The 18835-nt window shown below is 69.4% G+C and carries 13 protein-coding genes; 2 read left to right on the plus strand and 11 right to left on the minus strand.

Annotated features, from left to right (window positions below; genetic code table 11):
• Nucleotides 1–47: 47 nt before the first annotated feature.
• The 8 genes from ACYVKR_RS19215 to ACYVKR_RS19250 all read right to left on the minus strand — a co-directional run bounded on the left by ACYVKR_RS19215 (nucleotide 48) and on the right by ACYVKR_RS19250 (nucleotide 7169).
• Nucleotides 48–884, minus strand: coding sequence for a competence/damage-inducible protein A (locus ACYVKR_RS19215; RefSeq protein WP_460482563.1), 837 nt, complete (start codon nucleotides 882–884; stop codon nucleotides 48–50).
• Complete coding sequence (locus tag ACYVKR_RS19220; protein WP_460482564.1) at nucleotides 881–1750, minus strand: EI24 domain-containing protein; 870 nt, start codon at nucleotides 1748–1750, stop codon at nucleotides 881–883. The genes ACYVKR_RS19215 and ACYVKR_RS19220 overlap by 4 nt, the downstream gene beginning before the upstream one ends.
• A gap of 13 nt (nucleotides 1751–1763) precedes the next feature.
• On the minus strand, nucleotides 1764–2753 hold the full coding sequence (locus ACYVKR_RS19225; protein ID WP_460482565.1) for a sterol desaturase family protein: 990 nt from the start codon (nucleotides 2751–2753) through the stop codon (nucleotides 1764–1766).
• 7 nt (nucleotides 2754–2760) lie between these two features.
• Complete coding sequence (locus tag ACYVKR_RS19230; protein ID WP_460482566.1) at nucleotides 2761–3576, minus strand: polysaccharide deacetylase family protein; 816 nt, start codon at nucleotides 3574–3576, stop codon at nucleotides 2761–2763.
• A gap of 7 nt (nucleotides 3577–3583) precedes the next feature.
• A complete protein-coding gene (locus ACYVKR_RS19235; RefSeq protein WP_460482759.1) occupies nucleotides 3584–4546 on the minus strand; it encodes a YncE family protein in 963 nt (320 codons plus the stop codon).
• Between the two features lie 164 nt (nucleotides 4547–4710).
• The gene (locus tag ACYVKR_RS19240; protein ID WP_460482567.1) at nucleotides 4711–5118 is read right to left on the minus strand and encodes a heme-degrading domain-containing protein; all 408 of its coding nucleotides are present in this window, start codon (nucleotides 5116–5118) and stop codon (nucleotides 4711–4713) included.
• Between the two features lie 147 nt (nucleotides 5119–5265).
• Entirely contained in the window at nucleotides 5266–6786 is a 1521-nt protein-coding gene (rlmD, locus tag ACYVKR_RS19245; RefSeq protein WP_460482568.1) for a 23S rRNA (uracil(1939)-C(5))-methyltransferase RlmD, read from the minus strand.
• A 65-nt stretch (nucleotides 6787–6851) separates the two neighbouring features.
• Nucleotides 6852–7169 carry a hypothetical protein gene (locus tag ACYVKR_RS19250; protein ID WP_460482569.1) on the minus strand — a complete coding sequence of 106 codons (318 nt, stop codon included), beginning with the start codon at nucleotides 7167–7169 and terminating at the stop codon, nucleotides 6852–6854.
• Nucleotides 7170–7447: 278 nt separating this feature from the next.
• Between ACYVKR_RS19250 and ACYVKR_RS19255 the strand changes: the two genes are divergently transcribed.
• Both ACYVKR_RS19255 and ACYVKR_RS19260 read left to right on the plus strand, forming a co-directional pair.
• Nucleotides 7448–8626 (plus strand): DUF5979 domain-containing protein, encoded by a 1179-nt coding sequence (locus tag ACYVKR_RS19255; protein ID WP_460482570.1) that lies wholly within the window; start codon nucleotides 7448–7450, stop codon nucleotides 8624–8626.
• A gap of 55 nt (nucleotides 8627–8681) precedes the next feature.
• Nucleotides 8682–9404, plus strand: coding sequence for a hypothetical protein (locus ACYVKR_RS19260; RefSeq protein WP_460482571.1), 723 nt, complete (start codon nucleotides 8682–8684; stop codon nucleotides 9402–9404).
• A 16-nt stretch (nucleotides 9405–9420) separates the two neighbouring features.
• Here the strand turns inward: ACYVKR_RS19260 and recD are convergent, their stop codons facing one another.
• The 3 genes from recD to recC are packed head-to-tail and all read right to left on the minus strand — an operon-like array spanning nucleotide 9421 to nucleotide 18673.
• Complete coding sequence (gene recD / locus ACYVKR_RS19265) at nucleotides 9421–11439, minus strand: exodeoxyribonuclease V subunit alpha family protein (RefSeq protein WP_460482572.1); 2019 nt, start codon at nucleotides 11437–11439, stop codon at nucleotides 9421–9423.
• Entirely contained in the window at nucleotides 11436–15197 is a 3762-nt protein-coding gene (gene recB / locus ACYVKR_RS19270; protein WP_460482573.1) for an exodeoxyribonuclease V subunit beta, read from the minus strand. Before recB ends, recD begins: the two co-directional genes overlap by 4 nt.
• The gene (gene recC, locus ACYVKR_RS19275; protein WP_460482574.1) at nucleotides 15194–18673 is read right to left on the minus strand and encodes an exodeoxyribonuclease V subunit gamma; all 3480 of its coding nucleotides are present in this window, start codon (nucleotides 18671–18673) and stop codon (nucleotides 15194–15196) included. The genes recB and recC overlap by 4 nt, the downstream gene beginning before the upstream one ends.
• Nucleotides 18674–18835 lie beyond the last annotated feature (162 nt).

An 18835-nucleotide genomic window follows, 5' to 3' on the forward strand; every position in this document is an offset into this window, starting at 1 on the left:
GCAGTCTGCATTTGCACCGATATGGTGCAAATTTCGGTAATTTCGGTTTATCGGATTTCACGCACCATTTCGGCGCTCATTCTTGCACCATTTTGATGCAGCCTGCCCTGCAGTACCGGCCAGGCTTGCGCCACGGCCTCGGGCGGGCCCTTCACGCCTAGCTCGATGTGCGCCTCTTCGCCGGCGTGGCCCACCGAGGGCAGGCTGAACACCTTCACGGCCGGAAACTGCGCCTCCAGCTCCACCATCCACGGCGTCAGCGCCGACTCCATCGCGCCATAGACCTTGACGGAGCGCTCGGTCACCGCCTGCAGGTGGAAGGCGTCGCGGTAGCGCGCGTCGAGCACGGCGGCCATCATCGGCCAGGCCATGACCGGAAAGCCGGGCAGGAAGTGGACCCAGCCGCCCACACCGTTCACTGTCGCGCCGGCGCAGCTGAAGCCGGGGATCTTGTTGTACGGGTTCTCGATGATCTGGGCCTGCGCGGGGAACACGCCCATCTGCAGGCGCTGGCGGTTGTCGGCGCGCTCGGGGTCGAAGGCTTCGCCCTTGTCACGCGCCATGTCCTGCATGCGCTCGCGGATGCGCTCGGCCGCCTGTGGGTGCAGGGCCAGCGGCTGGCCCAGCGCCAGGGCCGCGGCCTGGCGGGTGTGGTCGTCGGGCGTGGCGCCGATGCCGCCAAAGCTGAACACCTGGTCGCCGCTGGCGAACAGGCGCTCGAGCCGCGCGGCGATGCCCGGTAGGTCGTCGCCGGCGTACTCGGCGCCGGTGAGCTGCAGGCCGCGTTCGGCCAGGATCTCGATGGCCTTGGCCAGGTGCCCGTCCTGGCGTTTGCCGGACAGGATCTCGTCGCCGATGATGAGGACGGAAAAACGGTAGCTCATGGGGATGGAGGCAGTTGCGGTGCAGGAATCTCGCGCGCCGGCACTTCGATGGCCGGGCTCGCGTCGGCGCGCATCTGCTGCAGCGCCGCCAAGCAGAAATGGATGAACCACAGCGACGAGAACGCGAAGGTCAGCGCGTAGATCCAGATCGCCAGCGGCACCAGCACGACGAAGCCGACGGTGAAGATGATGCCCGAGGCCCAGACGATGCTGGGCGCGATGCCGATGTAGCCGGTGATCACGCCCATCAGCAGCAGTGGCCAGCGGTGACGCTGCAGGATGGCGTCGCGCTCGGCCTTGCTGGCATGCTCGGCCAGCGCGTCCAGGCTCATCACGCGGTAGGTCAGCCAGCCCCAGATGACGGGCGGCACGATCAGCACCAGCGGCGGAATCAGCCACAGCGGAATGGTGACGACGAAGGCGATGCCGGCCAGCAGCGTGGCCGACAGCGCCCACAGCACGCTGGCCACGAGGCCGGTGCCGTGCTTCTTCTCGAGCTGCGCGAAGCGCCGCTCGGTGACCATGCGCACCAGGGCCGGCGACATCAGGAAGGCGATCACCAGTACCGCGAGCACGGCGGCCGCCGGCGTCATCAGCACCAGCACGACGAAGGGCGCCACCGCGGTCGCAAAGCCCGCCGAGCCGCTGTTGCCGAACCAGCCGAACACGGTGCTCAGCCAGCGGCTCCCCTCGATGGACTGCTCCACCGCGGCCACGCTGCCGCCCCAGAAGAAATAGCTCCAGCCGCCCACGGCCACCAGCATCACCAGCAGCGGCACCAGCGACAGCAGGATCACCGGTGGGCGGAAGCAGTAAGCGGCGGCACGCCAGAAGGCGTCCAGCATCAGGTTCGAGCCCTTGGCCATATGGTCCTTTTCCTCAAGCGCGGTTGATCAGGCGCAGCATGCCGCGCCACTGTTGGCTCCAGAAGCCGCTGCCGTAGTCGCGCAGCCGGCCCTGGCGGCCGGGCTGCACCTGGTCGCGCACGCCGGTGGGGTCGTAGCGCAGGTCGAAATTGGCCGTGCCCAGCAGCATGTCCCACCAGGGCAGCAGCACGCCGAAATTGCAGCCGCCGAGCCGGGGCGTGGCCGTTGCCTCGCCCGGTTTCGCCGATTCGTGCCCGATGCCTATCGCATGGTGGCGGCGGTGAAAGCGCGGGCTGATCCACAGCCGCTCGCCGATGCGGCCGAACCACACGCGCAGGTTGGCGTGCTGCAGGCTTTCGCTCAGCTGCGTGAGCGCGACGATGGCGACGAACTGGCTGGGCTGCACGCCGATCAGCTGGGCCACGAGCACGATGATGCCGTCGTGGATCAGGTCGTCGAGCAGGTGGTTGCGGTTGTCGCTCCACATGGTCATCTGGCGCTGCGAGTGGTGCAGCGCATGCAGCTGCCACCACCAGCGGAAATGGTGCTGGCCGCGGTGGATCCAGTATTCGACGAAATCGAAGGCCACCAGGTAAATCAACAGGCTGACCCAGGCGATGTCCGTCACGCCCGGCCACAGCGCATCGAGCTGCCAAGTGTGGAAGCCGTGCATGCGCAGCGTGCCGACCAGGCTGTCCCACAGCGGATCGACCAGGAAGAACAGCGCCACGCGGAACAGCCCGAGCCGGTGCACCAGGGTGTAGACCACGTCCACGCGGATCGCGGGCCGGTCGGTCACCGGCTCGACCGGCCGCCAGCGCTGCAGCGGCGCGATCACCAGCAGCATCACCAGCAATTGCAGGCAGCCGACCAGGAACCAGCCCGTGGCGATGTAGCCGTCCTCCAGGAAGTTGGCGAGGCCGGCGGCAAACATCAGCGGCTGCAGCACCTGCTCGAACAGCCATTGCTGGGCGCTGTCGAACAGGGTAGTGAACCAGTCCATGGTCATGTCAGTGGTGGGCGATCCAGTCGCGATATTGCGGGTGATCGCGCAGGGTTGCAAAGCAAAAACCCTTTTGCTTCAAGCCCTGTATCAGCGGTTCGAGCACGGCGGGCGCCCAGGGGTCCTTGCGGTCCCAGATGCCCAGGTGGGCCAGCAGCACGTCGCCCGGACGGATATCGCGCAGCGCCTTGGCCAGCAGTTGGGCGTTGGGGTACTGCTCGCTGGGCAGCTCGTCGCCGAGGAAGCCCGCCGGCGACCAGCCGACGTGCGCGTAGCCGCAGGCCTGGGCAGCCTTCAGCAGCGCCGGGGAGGTCTTGCCACCGGGGGCGCGGAACAGCGGCAGCGGCTTCACACCGGTGATCTGCTGCAGGCGGTCTTCGGAATGCTGGATCTCGGCGCAGTACTGCGCCGCCGTCATCTCGAAGCTCTGCCCTGCCCGTTCGCCCGCCGAGGGGCGTACGCGAAAGCGCGGCGGGCTGCCCGCTTCCGTCTTCAGGTCGCCGCGCCAGTAGGTATGCGACCAGGTGTGCGAGGCGAAGGCATGGCCTTCGGCCGCCCTCGCCTTCCACCATGGCGCCCAGTGCTCGCCCAGGCTGCCGTCGCCCTGCTGCGTGCGCTCGTTGGCGGCGAAGAAAGTAACCTTGATGTTCTCGCGCCGGAGCACCTGGGCGATCTGCTCGGCCACGCCCATGTGGCCGGTGTCCAGCGTCAGGTACAGCGGCTTGTCGCACACTGCGGGTTTGGAGCTATTTTGGCCTCCAGCCCATACCCCACTTGCGCAAGCAGCTATGGTTATGGAAGCAATCCAATGGTGGCGTGGCATGGCGGCCTCAGCGTGCTGCGTGCTCCAGCGTCCACACGCCGTGCGGCGACTTGCCGACCTTGACCTGGTTCACCACCTTGCGGGTCTGCGTGTCGATCACCGACATCTTGCCGGCCCAGCGCGAGCTGAGGTAGATGTAGCGCCCGTCGGCCGACACGTCCATGCAGTCCGGGCCGCTGGGGCCGGGGTAGCGGTCGACCACCTTCTGTGCCTGCATGTCGAGCTTGCTGATGGTGTTGGCCACGCGGTTGCTGACGTAGATGTGGCGCCCGTCGCCCGCCGCGCGGAAGGCGTGGGCGCCCTTGCCGGTGGGAACCTGGTTCACCAGCTTGGGCTCGGCGCCCGAGATGTCGAACACCTGCACGCCGTCGCCACCGGTCAGGCCCACGAACAGCAGCTTGTCGTCGGGGCTGCCGTAGACGTCGGCCGGCATGGGGCCGGTCTTGGTGCGCCACTTCACGGCGCCGCTGCGCAGGTCGATGGCCACCAGCTCGTCGCTGTCCTGCATGGACGAATAGATCGTGGCGCTCTTGCTGTCGATCCACAGGTGGCTGGGCGTCTTGCCCGTCTCCACCCGCTTGACCAGCTTGGGCTCGGTGCCGTTCCAGCTGTAGATGTCGATGTGGTTCAGGCGGTTGGCGGCCGTCACCAGCCACTTCATGTCGGGCGAGAAGCGCAGGTGGTAGGGATCGGGGATGCCCTGGATCACGCGCTGCACCTCGGCCGTCTTCGGGTCGATGAAGGTCAGCGAATCGCCCAGCGCATTGGCGACGACGACCGACCTGGAGTCGGGCGTCAGGTAGAGATGGTGCGGCTCCTTGCCGGTGGGAATGCGCTTGATCTCCTGCCACTGCGTGGGATCGATCACGCTGATGCTGGCATCCAGCGAGTTGAGCACGAAGACCGGCGCTGCGGCCTGCGCGGCCCAGCAATACAGCGATACGGCAGTGGCGGCGGCTGCGCGCGCCATCGAGAAAGCTTTCACAAAGCACCAATCCGGGAATGGAGGACGCAGCAGTGTAGCCGCTGCATCCTTAGGCTCCCGTGGCACTTGGGCATCGCTGTGTAAACATCTATGGCCCCCATGAAAAAAGCAGCGCCGGGGCGCTGCTTGCAGGGGGAGGCGGCGAGACCTTACAGGCCCAGCGCAGCCACGCCGGCCTTGGCGATCTGTGCGTCCTCGTTGGCCTTGACGCCGCTCACGCCGACGGCACCCAGGCACTGGCCGTCCTTCATCACCGGCACGCCGCCTTCGAGCAGGCCGTCGATCACCGGGGCGCTCAGGAAAGCGGTGCGGCCGCCGTTGATCATGTCCTCGTAGCCCTTGCTTTCGCGGCGGCCCAGCGCCGAGGTGCGGGCCTTGGACACGCTGATGTGTGCCGACACGGGCGCGGCGCCGTCCTGGCGCACCATGCCCAGCAGGTGGCCGCCGTCATCCACGACGGCAATGCTCACCAGCCAGTTGTTCTTCTGGGCTTCGGCTTCGGCAGCGGCCAGCACGGCCTTCACGTCGGCCAGTTCCAGTTCGGGCTTCGTCTTCATGGTCTAAATCCTAGAGTTGCAACAACAGTGCGCGGAGCATAACCGCCGCGGATACCGCCTTGCCCCGTAGCCAGGGCAAAGCATTTGTTCCTCAAATAACAGTAATTCCAGCGCAAGTGCCGAAATTATGGCAGAGCCAGCGCGCAATTATGCGGCGGTCTCGGCGGCAGCCTCTTCATGCTTGACCGACGGCGCATGGCCGTCCCACTCGAACACCGCCATGCTTTCCACGTGCGCGGTGTGCGGGAACATGTTGACCACGCCGGCCGCCGTGCAACGGTAGCCGGCCTGGTGCACCAGCAGGCCGGCGTCGCGCGCCAGCGTGGCGGGGTTGCAGCTCACGTAGACGATGCGCTTGGGCGGCGTCCAGCCTGCAGCCTCGGGCGGCAGCGGCTCCGCGCCTTCCACACCGTGGCGGGCCTTGTGGATGTCGGCCAGCGCCTTGGACAGCGCGAACGCGCCTTCGCGCGGCGGATCGACCAGCCACTTGTCGGCGGCGCCGTCGGCCACCAGCAGCCCGGGCGTCATCTCGAACAGGTTGCGCGCTACGAAACTGGTAGCTACCAGCGCTCTACCATCCTGGGCTAGAGCCTGATTTTTCTCATAATTCTCGCGCGAGCGCGCCACCAGCGCCTCGCTGCCCTCGATGCCCAGCACCTCGCGCGCCATGGTCGCCAGCGGCAGCGTGAAGTTGCCCAGGCCGCAGAACCAGTCGATCACGCGCTCGTCGCGGCGCGCATCCAGCAGGCGCAGCGCGCGCGTGACCAGCACGCGGTTGATGTGCGGGTTGACCTGGGTGAAGTCGGTGGGCTTGAACGGCATGGTGATGCCGAAGTCCGGCAAGTCATAGCTCAGTTGCGGGCCATCGGCGTCGAGCAGGTGCACCGTGTCCGGCCCCTTGGGCTGCAGCCACCACTGCACGGCGTGCGCGGCGCCGAAGGCGCGCAGTTTGGCGATGTCGCCGTCGGACAGCGGCTCCAGGTGGCGCAGCACCAGCGCGGTGACCGTGTCGCCGCTGGCCAGTTCGATCTGCGGGCAGGTCTCGCGCGCATCCAGGCTGGCGATCAGCGCGCGCAGCGGCATCAGCATCGCGTCCACATGCGGCGGCAGGATCTTGCAGGTCTCCATGTCGGCGATGTAGCGGCTCTTGCGCTCGTGGAAGCCCACCAGCACCTTGCTTTTCTTGATGACATAGCGCACCGACAGGCGGGCGCGGTAGCGGTAGCCCCAGGCCGGGCCCTCGATGGGGCGCAGGATGGTCTCGGCCCGTACCTTGCCCAGGTGCCAGAGGTTGTCCTCGAGCACGCGCTGCTTCACCGCCACCTGGGCGCCCACGTGCAGGTGCTGCATCTTGCAGCCGCCGCAGGCGCCGGCGTGCAGGCCGAAGTTCGGGCAGCCCGGGCGCACGCGCTGGCTGGACTCGTGGTGCACGGCCGTGAGGCTGGCCTGCTCCCAGTTGTTCTTCTTGCGGTGGGTGTTGGCCGAAACCAGTTCGCCCGGCAGTGCGCCGTCGACGAACACCACCTTGCCGTCGGGACGCCGGGCCACGCCCTGGGCGTCCATGTCCATGGAGATGATCTGCAGCCAGTCGGCGGGATAGGCCGGCTTGGCGTCTGCTTCGATGGCAGCGCCTTCCGTGGGAATCTTGTCGTTGTGAATGTCGCTCATCCCGCTATTGTCTCAGGCGCGGGAGGCGCCACCGGGCAAACGGCTATTGACCGGCCCTGTATCCGCTACGGCGCGGAGACCATCGACGTGAGGTTGATGCGCTCGGTCACGCGGCCGGCATTGCCCAGGTCGCGGCTGCCCGCGTTGAGCGCGTCGATGCGGGCGGTGCAGATGGCGCTGTCGGGCGAGAACACCATGCGGCTGTCCGCCGGCGCCACCTTCGGCAGGGTCTCGCTCAAGGGGCGCGACAGATCCACCGGCGGCGCGGTGTCGCGGTAGATCACCTCGTTCTTGGCGTCGTAGATGGTGTAGCAGCTGGCCTGTGCGGCGGTTCCCGCCAGCAGCGCACCAAGCGCGATGGCTCCGGTCGTGATGAATCTCATGGCAAACCCTCCGTGATTTTTCGCCGAGTGTACTGCAGCGCCTGCCGCCGTTTGCGGCCAGGCCCGGGCCCGCCTTTTCTTGCGTACCGCCACCCATGGGCGAGTGCGCAGGAATACGTTGAATAAATTTGACAATAGATATTGTCAATTAATTACTTTATTCAAATAAGATTTGAAAAACTATCAGATAAGCCATGGAGATAGGCATCGTGAGAAAGATCCGGTTCCGCAAGAAAATCCTTTTCCCAGCAGCAGCGGTCATTGTGGCGAGCGCCTGGGTGCCACTGGTTCCCTCCCATGCGGCAACCATCAGCCTGGCCACCGACGGCCACTACTTCGACAATTGGACCTTCAGCACCGTGGAGCCCGCCGGCCCCGTGGGCTACCAGAGCTGCACGGCGGCGCCCCCCAATGACAACCTTCCCCTCGGCACCGTGATCCAGGGCGCCGTCGGCCGTGTGGGCTTCGAGGTGACAGCCACCAGCGCCAGTACCTACAACTGGGAAGCCTGCCCCTGGTACTACGGCGCCAGCATTCCCACCGGCAACGGCCTCGTCAGCGGCACGTCGCCCGGCTCCGTCAACTACACGCGGGGCGACTACGACATCAAGACGCTGAACAACCGGCCGCTCCCCTATGGCAGCCTGCTGGCCTTCCAGGACATGGACGGCTACGAGATGGCACGGCTGAGCTTCTACGACTGCCAGGGCCAGCCCGTCGATTCGGCGGGGTTCGACACCCTGATCGTATCGTCCAGCTACGCGCCCTCGGGGGGCAATGGGCCGTTGGCCAGCACCAGTTACGATGCCGCCGCCGGGCAATGGCTGGTCCAGGCCGGCTACTACACGACCGGCACCTATACGGGCGTGCCCAATGTGACCACGGGCCTGGTGATGAAGGCGGCCAACGTCTGCCGGGTGCATATCCAGGGCCCGACACAGGGCACCAGCGGCGGGGTGACCTTCTATCTCGGCTCGCCTCCCGTGACCAGCATCAGCGTGAACACCTCGCTCACCGGCGGTCCCACGCCGTATACGACGCAAGTCCCGCTGACGGCGCAATGCACGGTGGGCGGCACCCAGGTGGATGTCAGCGGCACGCTGACGCCATCCGCCAGCCAGCCTGGCCAGCTGACCGCCGGCCAGCCCGCCAGCATCACCTTCGACGACGTACCGGTCGGCGCCGTCTGCACCATCACGGCTGGCGGCACGCCCGGCGCTCCGGACGGCTACACCTGGGGAACCGCCCCCGGTCCCGTCACGCTGACGGCGGCACTCGATCCTGCCGGGAACCAAGCCGCGATGCCGTTCGAGTTGAAGGCCGCCCCTCCGCCGCCTGAAAAACCCGCCGCGAAGCCGGTTCCCGCGCTGGGCTGGTGGGGCCTGCTGGCCCTGGTGCTCTCGCTGGGCGGCCTGGGGTGGCTGCAGCGCAGGCGCATCGGCTCTTCCAGGCCATAACCCCGCCAATGGATAGCTCGGCCGCAGACCCCTTTTGAAGAGTCCGGATATGAAAATGCATGCCAAAACCGCGCTCCGTGCGAGCCTGCTGACTTTCGCCGCACTGGCTGCCAGCCAGGTCCAGGCCGCCAACCAATGCCTCAAGGGGCCTGGAACCTACGGCTCGCTGACCGTCGGCGGATGCGCCACCAGCACGGATGCCAACGGCGTTGGCGTCATTGCCGATTTCGCCCAGGTGGTCGCCGGCTATCCCTATGCGGGCCTGGCGCTCAATCTGCCCGGCCTGGGCAGCGGGCCTGAATCGCTGAGCTGCACCTACACCTTCAGCCACCCGGTGCTGCGCAGCTCGGTCACCGTCAGCCTCGACGTCCTGGACCCGGACGATGTACTGGCCGTGTCGTTCGACGGCACGCCCTACGGCTTCACCTCGGCGGACCTGGTGCAGGCGCCGCTGCCCTCCTCCTACCTCAATGTCAGCACCGGCACGCCGGTGTTTGCCAGCGGCACGGTCAAGGGTGCGAGCCCCCCGGCCTCGGGCGCGCTGCAACTGCGCTCCAGCGGCCCGCAGTGGGTCAGCTCGATGACCTTGACCATGTCCAACCAGTCCGGTTTCGGTGGCGGCGCCGTCACCGGCGTCTGCGTGGACGACGCCCCGCCCCCGCCTCCCGTCACTGCCGCTGCGCCGGTGCCCGGGCTGTGGCCTGGCGCGGTGGCCCTGCTGGGCCTGCTGCTGGCCGGCAGCGCCGCGGTCGTTCGGCGCCGGCAGCGCCGCCGCTGAACCGGCGCGGGCGGCCTCAATGCCGGCCGCGCAATCCGCTGGCCCGTTCCACGCGGCGTTGCACGGCGGCGTCCAGCGTGCGAAAGCCCTGCCCGCCCGCCGCCAGCGTGAGCCACTGCCGCGCGCGCGTCAGGCCGGTGTAGACCAGCTCGCGCGTGAGGATGGGGCTGAGCGTGGGCGGCAGCACCAGCGCGGCATGGGTGAACTCCGAGCCCTGCGACTTGTGCACCGTCATCGCGTAGACCGTCTCCACCGCCTGCAATCGGCTGGGCAGCACCCAGCGCACGCCCTCGCTGGTCGCAAAGACCACGCGCAAGCTCCCGTTCGGCATGGCCACGGTGATGCCGATGTCGCCGTTCATCAGGCCCAGGCCGTAGTCGTTGCGGGTGACCAGCACCGGCCGCCCGGCATACCAGCCGCTGGTCTGCGCGATGAGCTGGTGGCGGTGCAGGATCTGCGCGATGCGGTTGTTGAGCCCCTGCACGCCCCAGGGGCCGCTGCGCAGCGCGCACAGCAGCTGGAAGCGCCCGTGCGCCTGCAGCAGCTGCCGTGCCCAGTCGTCGAATGCCTGCTGCTCGCCGTGCTGCGGCATGGTGGCCAGCAGGCCCAGGTAATGCGCATAGCCGTGCGGTCCATCGGCGTTCGCCGCTGCAAAGCGCTTGCGGCCGCCGTGCACCACCAACTCGGCCAGCGCCGGGTCGGCGGCATCGGCGAGCGCGTAGGCGGCCAGGTCGCCGTAGCCGTGGCGCAGCACCTGGCGCATGCGGCGCACGTCGCCCGCGTTGACGGCGGTGGCCAACTGGCCTATGCCGCTGGCGCCGTCGAAGCGGTGGCTGTGGCGCAGCATGGCCACGGCCTGGTCCAGCGGCTGGCCCATCAGGTCCTGCATGCCGGGCGGCACCTGCTCGCCGGTGGCGGCCTGCAGCCACTGCACGGTCTCGGGCCAGTACAGGCCCTGGTCGGCATGGCGGCACAGCTCGCCCAGCACCGCGCCGGCCTCGACCGACGCGAGCTGGTCCTTGTCGCCCAACAGCACCAGGCGGGCCTGGGGCGGCATGGCATCGAGCAGCGCGGCCATCATCTCCAGGTCGACCATCGAGGCCTCGTCGACCACGACCACGTCCCAGGCCAACGGCTGGCGCGCGTGGTGGCGGAAGTGCCGGCTGTCGGGCCGGCTGCCGAGCAAGCGGTGCAGGGTCTGGGCCTGGCTGGGAATCAGGCTCTTGAGCGGCTCGGCGCCCGCAGGCACCGGCGGCAGTTGTGCATCGCCCAGTTTGTCCAGCGCGCCGCTGATGGATTCGGTCAGCCGCGCCGCGGCCTTGCCGGTGGGCGCGGCCAGCGCGATACGCAGCGGCCTGCCCTGCCCGTGCAGCGCCGTGGCCTGCAGCAGGGCCAGCAGCTTGACCACGGTGGTGGTCTTGCCGGTGCCGGGGCCGCCGGTGATGATGGCAAAGCCGCTGGAAGCCGCCAGCGCGCAGGCCAGCTTCTGCCAGTCCGGCCCAGCGGGGCTGGCGGCGGGCGGAAACAGCACGTCCAGGCTCTGGCGCAGCGCCGCTGCCGGCGGCCGCGCGCTGTGCGCGACGCGTGCGGCAATCGTGTCGCCCACGCTCTGCTCGTACTGCCAGTAGCGGCGCAGGTAGAGCCGCGTGCCCTGCAGCACCAGCGGTGTGCTCGCCGCCGCATCAGGCATGGATGCTATTAAATCAGAAGCTATCAGCGCTTGCTGCCATTGACCTGGAGTGCAATTTTGCAATAACTCCGCCGGCAGCGGCACGCCGGCCTGCTGGGCGCCGTCGGGCGGCAGCGAGAGCACGAAGCGGCTGTCGGCCAGCGCCGCCGCCAGGTCCATGCAGACGTGGCCGCGCCCGAGCTGGTGGCTGGCGAGCGCCGCGGCCAGCAGCACCGGCGCGCCGCTCTCGGGCGACAGGCGGTGCAGGAACTGCGCGAAGGCCCGGTCCAGCGGGCGCAGCCAGCCCTGCTCCACCCATTGCTCCAGCACCTGCAGCAGCTCGGCGGTGGACATCTGCAGCATCATGCCTGCGCTCCGGCAAACAAGGCGTCCAGCGCCTCGATCAGCGCGCGCGGCGGCCGGTCCACATACAAGCCTTGGCTGGCCGCGCCCGCGCCGCGCAGGAACCAGTAGGCCGCGCCGCCCACGTCGCGCTCGTAGTCGTAGTCGGCGATGCGCAGGCGCAGCAGCCGGTGCAGCGCAAAGGTGTAGAGCGTGTACTGTACGTCGTAGCGGTGGGCGAGCACGGCGGCGCGCATGGCGTCTTCGGTGTAGGCCGTGTCGTCGGCACCGAGCCAGTTGGATTTGTAGTCCATCACGTAGTGGCGGCCCTCGTGGTACAGCACCAGGTCCATGAAGCCCTTGAGCATGCCGTTCAATTGGTTGGGGGCGAGCGCCGGCCGCGGCTGGCCCGGCGCGATGTGGCGCTGCACCAGCGCATCGAGCGCGCCCGACGAGGCCTGGGCGATGGGGAGCCAGAACTCCATCTCGACCTGGTAGTCGCGGCCCTGGAGCAGCCCGCTCAAGCTCAGAGGCTGCCCTGCATGTGATGGCTGCGGCAGCCGCAGCGGCTGCGTGAGCCAACCCAGCAGCCACTGCTGCAGCGGCGCGGCCCAGTCCTGCCAGCCGCGCACCAGGCAGCGGCGATCGACCAGGTGCCGCAGCCCCTGCGGGTCGGCGGCCACCTGCGCAAAGCCCTGGCTGCCGCACCATTCGAGCAGGCCGTGCAGGAAGTTGCCGGCATCGGCGCCCTTGGCAAAGGCGTGGACGCTGTCGGGCGCGGGCTGGACGATGGCGGCGGTTTCGTCGTCTTCATCTGGCGGCACGGCGGTATCGGCCAGTTCCAGGTACTGGTCCTGTCCGGCGGTTTCAGGTTCAAAAACCATAGCATCTTGCGCTTGTCCATCAAGCGATTCAGCCATTTTTGACAATAATTTCTCGGTCAGCGCCGAAAAGCTGGCGATCCACCAGTGCGGCCGGCGCGCATGGCGCGCGCTGCGCGCTGGGGCCAGCGGCGGCGGCGCGGGCGGTTGGTAGATATCGGCATTGATGGCCGGCGCGGGCTCCAGCGCCATGCCAGCGCAGCCTGCGGCCCATTGGCGCAGTTGCTCGGGCAGCTCGGCATCGGGCACGGCGCAGCCGCCGGCGAGCAGGTAGCCGATGGCGCTGCGCTCGAGCTGGTTGGACTTGGCCGGCCCCGCGGCCAGCGGCGCGATGCCGAGCCAGGTCGCGTACTGCGCGCGGGTCAGGGCCACGTAGAGCAGGCGCAGGTCTTCGGCCAGGCGCTCGTCGTTGTGGCGCTGCACGGCGTCGGCGTTGCTGCGGTTGAGCTGCACCACCAGCTGATCACCATCGCCATCGTGGAACTGCGGGTAGCCGCCGGTGTTGCCGCCCGTATTGGCACGGTAATCGCGCCAGCCACAGATGAAGGGCAGCAGCACCAGCGGGTACTCCAGCCCCTTGGACTTGTGGATGGTGACGATCTGGATCAGCTCGGCATCGCTTTCCAGCCGCACGATGTCTTCGTCGCGGCCCTGGCCCTCCAGTTGCTCGGCGTAGGCACGCAAGAGCGCATGCTCGCCGTCGAGCTGGCCGGACTGGCGCTGCAGCCATTCGGCCAGGTGCAGCATGTTGGTCAGGCGGCGCTCGCCGCCGGGCTCTTGCAGCCAGCGGGCGGGCAGGCCATAGGCCGCGAGCCACTGGCGCAGCATGGGCAGCGGGCCGTGGCGCTGCCATACGGTGTGCAGCTCGCGCATGCGCAGGGTCTGTGCCTCCCAGAAGGCTTCGTCGGTGTTCAGGCGCTCCAGCTCGTTCCAGTGCCAGCCCATGCAGGCCGTGGCCAGCGCGCGGCGCAGCGCGCCGTCGTCGCCGGGATGGGCGCAGGCGGCCAGCCAGTGCTGCAGCTCGGCGGCCTCGGGCGTGGCGAAGACCGAGTCGCGGTCGGAGAGGTAGACGCTGGCCAGCCCGCGCCGGGCCAGGGCCTCGCGCATGGCCTCGGCCTCGGCCCGGCTGCGCACCAGCACGGCGATGTCGGCGGGCCTGAGCGGCAACACGTTGCCCTCGGCATCGGCAAAGCCGGTGCGATCCTGGCGCGCCTCGTGCAGCCAGCGCACGACCTCGCTGGCCGCGGCCTGGGCCAGGTGCTCGCGGTAGCCGGCGGGGCGCACGGGGGCTTGCTCCGGCGGCGCCATCCACCACAGTGTGAGCGCCGCGGCGGCCTCGCCGTTGCGCAGCCACTGGCGCTTGCGCCCGCGCGCGGCCACCGGCACGAAGGGCACGGGGTTGCCGTGCTCGCCGGCAAAGCGGAAGGCGCCCTGCGGGTAGCCCTCGGCCTGCGCGAAGCAGTGGTTCACGGCATCGACCATGCCTGCCGTCGAGCGGTAGTTGGTGGAGAGCGCGTAGTGGCGCGGCGCGGTGGCGGCGCGGGCGCGCAGGTAGGTGTGGATGTCGGCGCCGCGGAAGGCGTAGATGGCCTGCTTGGGGTCGCCGATGAGCAGCAGCGCGCTGTCGGCAGCGTTGTCGCGCAGCCGGTAGATGCGCTCGAAGATGCGGTACTGCAGCGGATCGGTGTCCTGGAACTCGTCGATCATCGCCACCGGAAACTGCCGGCGGATGCGCGCGGCCAATGCATCGCTGCCGCGCCGGGCCTCTTGCTCCAGCGCCGCATCCAGCCTCGTCAGCAGGTCGTCGAAGCCCAGCTCGGCTCGGCGGCGCTTTTCGCCCTGCACCGCCGTGCGCACCTCGGCCAGCGCGTGGCGCAGCAACCGGGCCTGCAACTGGTTCAGCACCTCCTTGCCGGGCTCGCTGGCCAGCCAGTCGTCGATGGCGGCGAAGGCCGGGTGCTGCGGCACCGGGTGCCCGCCCTTGGTCTTGATGCCGGCCTGCCCCCAGCGCTTGATGTTGTCGGGCGGCTCGCCGCCTTCGCTCCAGGCGCGCATGGCCTGCATCCAGCCGTCGAACTCGCCCTCGCGGTCCTTGTTGCGGTAGATGGCGCCATTCAAGAATGGGAGCAGCTCGCGCAGGGTATTCGCCAATTCCAGATAGTTTTTACCCCACAAATCCCTGGCAGCCTGCGCGAGTAGCTCACTTTTTTGAAGTTCTTCGGCGTGGCTAGCGAGCGCGTCGAAGATGTCGCCATCGGCCAGCGGGGCGTCGTCGTAGCGCAGTTCGGCATCGGCGCGCGGCAGCAGCGGGCGCAGCGCGGCCTGCAGCTCCTGCGGGCCGCGGTAGCAGCGCCGCACGGCGCGCGCCGCCGCCAGCGGCAGCGGGTAGGCGTGGCGGCGCCAGTAGTCCTGCACGGATTCGGTCAGCAGCTCGGTGTCGTCGGTGACCAGCTCCTGGCGGAACAGGCTGCCGCTGTCGAAGGCGTGCTCGCGCAGCATGCGGTAGCACCAGCTGTGGATGGTGGAGACGGCGGCCTCATCCATCCATTCGGCCGCCAGGCGCAGCCGCCGTGCGCAGGCGGGCCAGCGCTCGGCTTCGTAGTCGTCGCGCAGCGCGGCCAGCAGCGGGTCTTCGCTGTCGGCACCGTCGAAGACCTGCGCGGCCTGGTTCAGGCGCTGGCGGATGCGGTCGCGCAGCTCCTGTGTGGCGGCGTCGGTGAAGGTCACCACCAGGATCTCGGGCGGCATCAGCGCGCGCTCGAAGGCCTGCTCGCCGCCATGCTGCAGCACCAGGCGCAGGTAGAGCATGGCGATGGTGTAGGTCTTGCCGGTGCCGGCGCTGGCCTCGATCAGCCGGCTGCCGTGCAGCGGAAACTCCAGCGGAAGCAGGGGCTGGGTCATGCGCCCTCCTCATCGTGCCGCGGCTGCAGCGCTTGCAACGCGGCCATCAGCGGTGCGTACAGGGCCTCGGCCAGCGCCTCGCTGCCTTCGCCCCACCAGGCCTCGAACTGTGGGTAGACGCGCAGCAGCGCCGCGCTGCGCTCCACCTCGCCGGCCTGCTGGTGGCCGCCTTCGTAGCAGGCCTGGGCTTTGGCCAGGTCGCGCGTCTCGAGCCAGCGCAGCGCCGTCTTGCTGGCGATGGGCAGCGGCCGGCGCATGCCCTCGGCCCAGTGCGCGGCCAGCGTCGATAGGTGGCCGGCGGCCTCCGCGCGCTCCAGCGGCGCGAACTGCAGCGGATCGCTTTCGCTGCTGAGCAGCGTGGGCGTGGGGCCCAGCGCATCCTGCAGCGCCAAGTGCTCCACCCAGGTGCGCAGCAGCGCCGACCAGCGCATGGAGCCGCCGGCGTGCAAGGCGCCGTCCACGGCCACCCAGCGGGCCACGGCGCCGCTGCCATCCCCCTTGCCACGCAGGCCGGTGATCCAGTCCTGCACCTCGAGGCCGCTGGCCGCGTCCTTCCAGCGAAATTCCACCGGCTCTGCCAGCGCCTCGGGCCAGGCCGCGGCGATGGCCGCATCGTGCGCCAATGCGCGCCAGACCTTGGCCTGCACCTCATCCACCGCGCACTGCGCAAAGGCGCGCAGCGGCAAGCGGCCTTCGCGTTCGAGCTGCTGCACGGCCTGCTGCCAGGGCTCGCGCAGGGCCTGGCGGAAAGCGTCGGCGGGCAGCGATGCATGCTCCTCGGCCCAGGGGCGCAGCGGGCCGGTCAGCGCCGCCTGCAGCTGCCAGGCTTCGAGGCCGTCGAGCGCGAAGGCCTCGGCGTCGAGGCTGGCCGCATCGTCGCCGCGCAGCACGGTCTTGAGCCGCTGGCGGAAAAAGGCATCCACCGGCTGGGCCAGGAAGTCGCCCAGCGCCCGCAGCGGCAGCGGCGCCTGCAAGGCCATGGGCGGCAGCAATTCGCCCGCATCGATGGCACCGGCGCCGTCGTGCACCTCGCGCCATTCGTGGGCGTAGGTGTAGAGGCTGTCACCCGGCTGCGCGCCAAAGTAGCGGCTGCTGAAGGGCTGCAGCGGGTGCTCGGTGGTCAGCGCCGCCAGCAGGTCGCCACCGCCTTCCAGACGCCAGCCGGCGGTCAGGTGGTCGCGCAGCTGGCCGACCAGCACCGAAGGCGCACGCTCGGTGCCGTCGCGCACGCTGCGGCCCACCCAGCTCACATAGAGCTGCTCGCGCGCCGACAGCAGGGCTTCGAGCAGCAGGTAGCGGTCGTCGTCGCGCCGCGAGCGGTCGCCGGGGCGCCAGTCCTGCGCCATCAGGTCGAAGTCCAGCCGCTGCGTGGTGCGGGGAAAAGCCCCATCGTCCATGCCCAGCAGGCAGACCATGCGGAACGGGATCGCGCGCATGGGCATCAGCGTGCAGAAGCTCACCGCGCCGGCCAGAAAGCGCTGCTGCAGCCGGCTCTGGTCCAGCCCCGAGAGCCAGGCCTCGCGCGCCACGGCCAGCGGCACGGGCTCGTCGAAACCGGCGTCCTGCGCGGTCTGCAGCCAGCGCTCGAGCAGCTGCATCAGCTGCGCCTGCAAGAGCGCGTCGCTCTCGGCCTCGGGCGCGAAGAAGTCGGCCAGCAGCTGTTGGAAGCGCTCGCCCCACTGCCGCGGCGTGGCGGGTGCTGCCAGTGCCTCGCCATGTGCGCGCAGCTGCTGCAGCAGCGCATGCAGCGGGCCGAGCACGGCGGCATCAAGCCCGCCGATCTCGTCGTAGGGCGCAATGCCGGCAAAGGCCGGCCCCTGCCCCACGGCATAGCCCAGCAGCATGCGCGACAGGCCGAACTCCCAGCTGTTGACGTCGCCGGCCTCGGCCAGGCCCAGGCTTTCGCGTTGCCGGGCATCCAGCCCCCAGCGCACGCCGGCGCCTTCCATCCAGCGCTGCAGCAGCGGCAACTCGGTCTCGGCGATGCCGAAACGCGCGCGCAACGCAGGCACTTCGAGCAGGTCGAGGATGTCGCTGGCTGTGGCGCGGCTGTCGGGCAGCTGCAGCAGCTGCTCCAGCGCGCGCAGCAGCGGTTCGTTGCCGCGCCGCTGCTGGTCGGCCACGGTGAAGGGGATGTGGCGCGGATCGCCCGGCGGAATGCGGCCGAACACCGCCGCGATGTGGGGCGCGTAGCTGTCCACGTCGGGCACCATGACGATGATGTCGCGCGGCGCCAGCGTGGGGTCGGCATCGAGCCGCGCGAGCAGCTGGTCGTGCAAGATCTCGACCTCGCGCTGCGGGCTGTGCGCGATGTGGAAGCGCACCGAGGCGTCGAGCCCCGGCTCCACCGCCGGCCACAGCGCCTGCGTCTCGGCGAGCGGCCGCAGTTCGAGGATGTCGTCGTGCAGCTGCGCGAGCAGGGTCTGCGTGCCTTCGCCCTCGAACAGGTCGATGCGCCCGCCCGAGACGGGGCCAAAGCGCTCGCGGTAGCTCTGCGGGTCGTCGTACTCGTCGATCAGGTGGATGTAGTCGCGCCCCTGCTTGCCCCAGGCGGCCAGCAGCGGATGGGCGTGCTGGTGCAGCAGCTCCTCGCTCAGGTCCGCCGGCAGGCCGGGCTTGCGCGACTGGCGCCGGTACGGCAGGCGCAGCAGGTCGCGGTCGGCCACGATGTCGGACCAGTGGTGGCGGCAAGGGTTGTGCACGCACAGCAGCACCTGACTGTGCCGCGCCATGGCGGCCAGCGCCTGCAGGGCCTGCGCCGGCATCGCCGAGATGCCGAACACCACGACGCGCTGCGGCAGGCCCGCGGGCCGCTCGGCCGCCTCGGCCATGGCCTGCAGGAAGCGCTGGTGCACGCCCGAGCGCGTGAGCGCCATCGCGCCCTCGTCCGCATCGGCCAGCAGTGCGCGCCACAGCACCGGCTGCCACTGCTGGTCGGCCGGCACCGGGCCGGCCGTGCCGCGCGCATTGCGCAGCTGGTCCACGCCCCGGCTCCAGTCGGCCAGCCAGTCGGCGCGGTAGACCTGGTACTGGTCGAACAGGTCGGCCACGCGCTCGGCCAGCTGGTAGTGCTTGCGCAGCTGGTCGTCGCCGGCCAGGAACTGCCGCAGGCCGGCAAACGCGGGCTCGCCCAGCAGCGGCGGCAGCAGGCGCAGCAACCGCCAGGTGAGCGGAGCCTTGTCGAGCGGCGAGACCTCGGGCACATCCTGCGCGCCCAGCGCCGCCCGGTAGGCCTGCCACAGAAATTGCGACGGTAGCTGCACCTGCAGGGCCGCCGCCACGCCGCAGCCGCCCTGCTCCTCGGGCCGCGCCAGCGAGAACTTGAGCCACTGCGCGATGCCGTTGCTCTGCACCAGCACGGTCTCGCTGGCCAGTGGCGGCAGCGGGTAGCGCTGCACCCAGCCCACCAGCAGGTCCAGCAGCATCTCGGGCTGGTTGCCGTGGATCACCATCAGGCCGGGCGGCAGTTCATGCATGCAGTGCGAGCGGCAAAAGCCGCTTGGGGGGCAAAGCGGCAAAGTCTACTGCATCGCCCTGTGGCGTTTGCGCACGCATCGGGAGAAACACCGAGTCTTGGCAGATCGAATGCAAGGCACAGTGCGAGGCGCGCAGAAAAGTTACATACAGCAACAAAAGCA

It is taken from the genome of Comamonas humi (assembly GCF_054782535.1).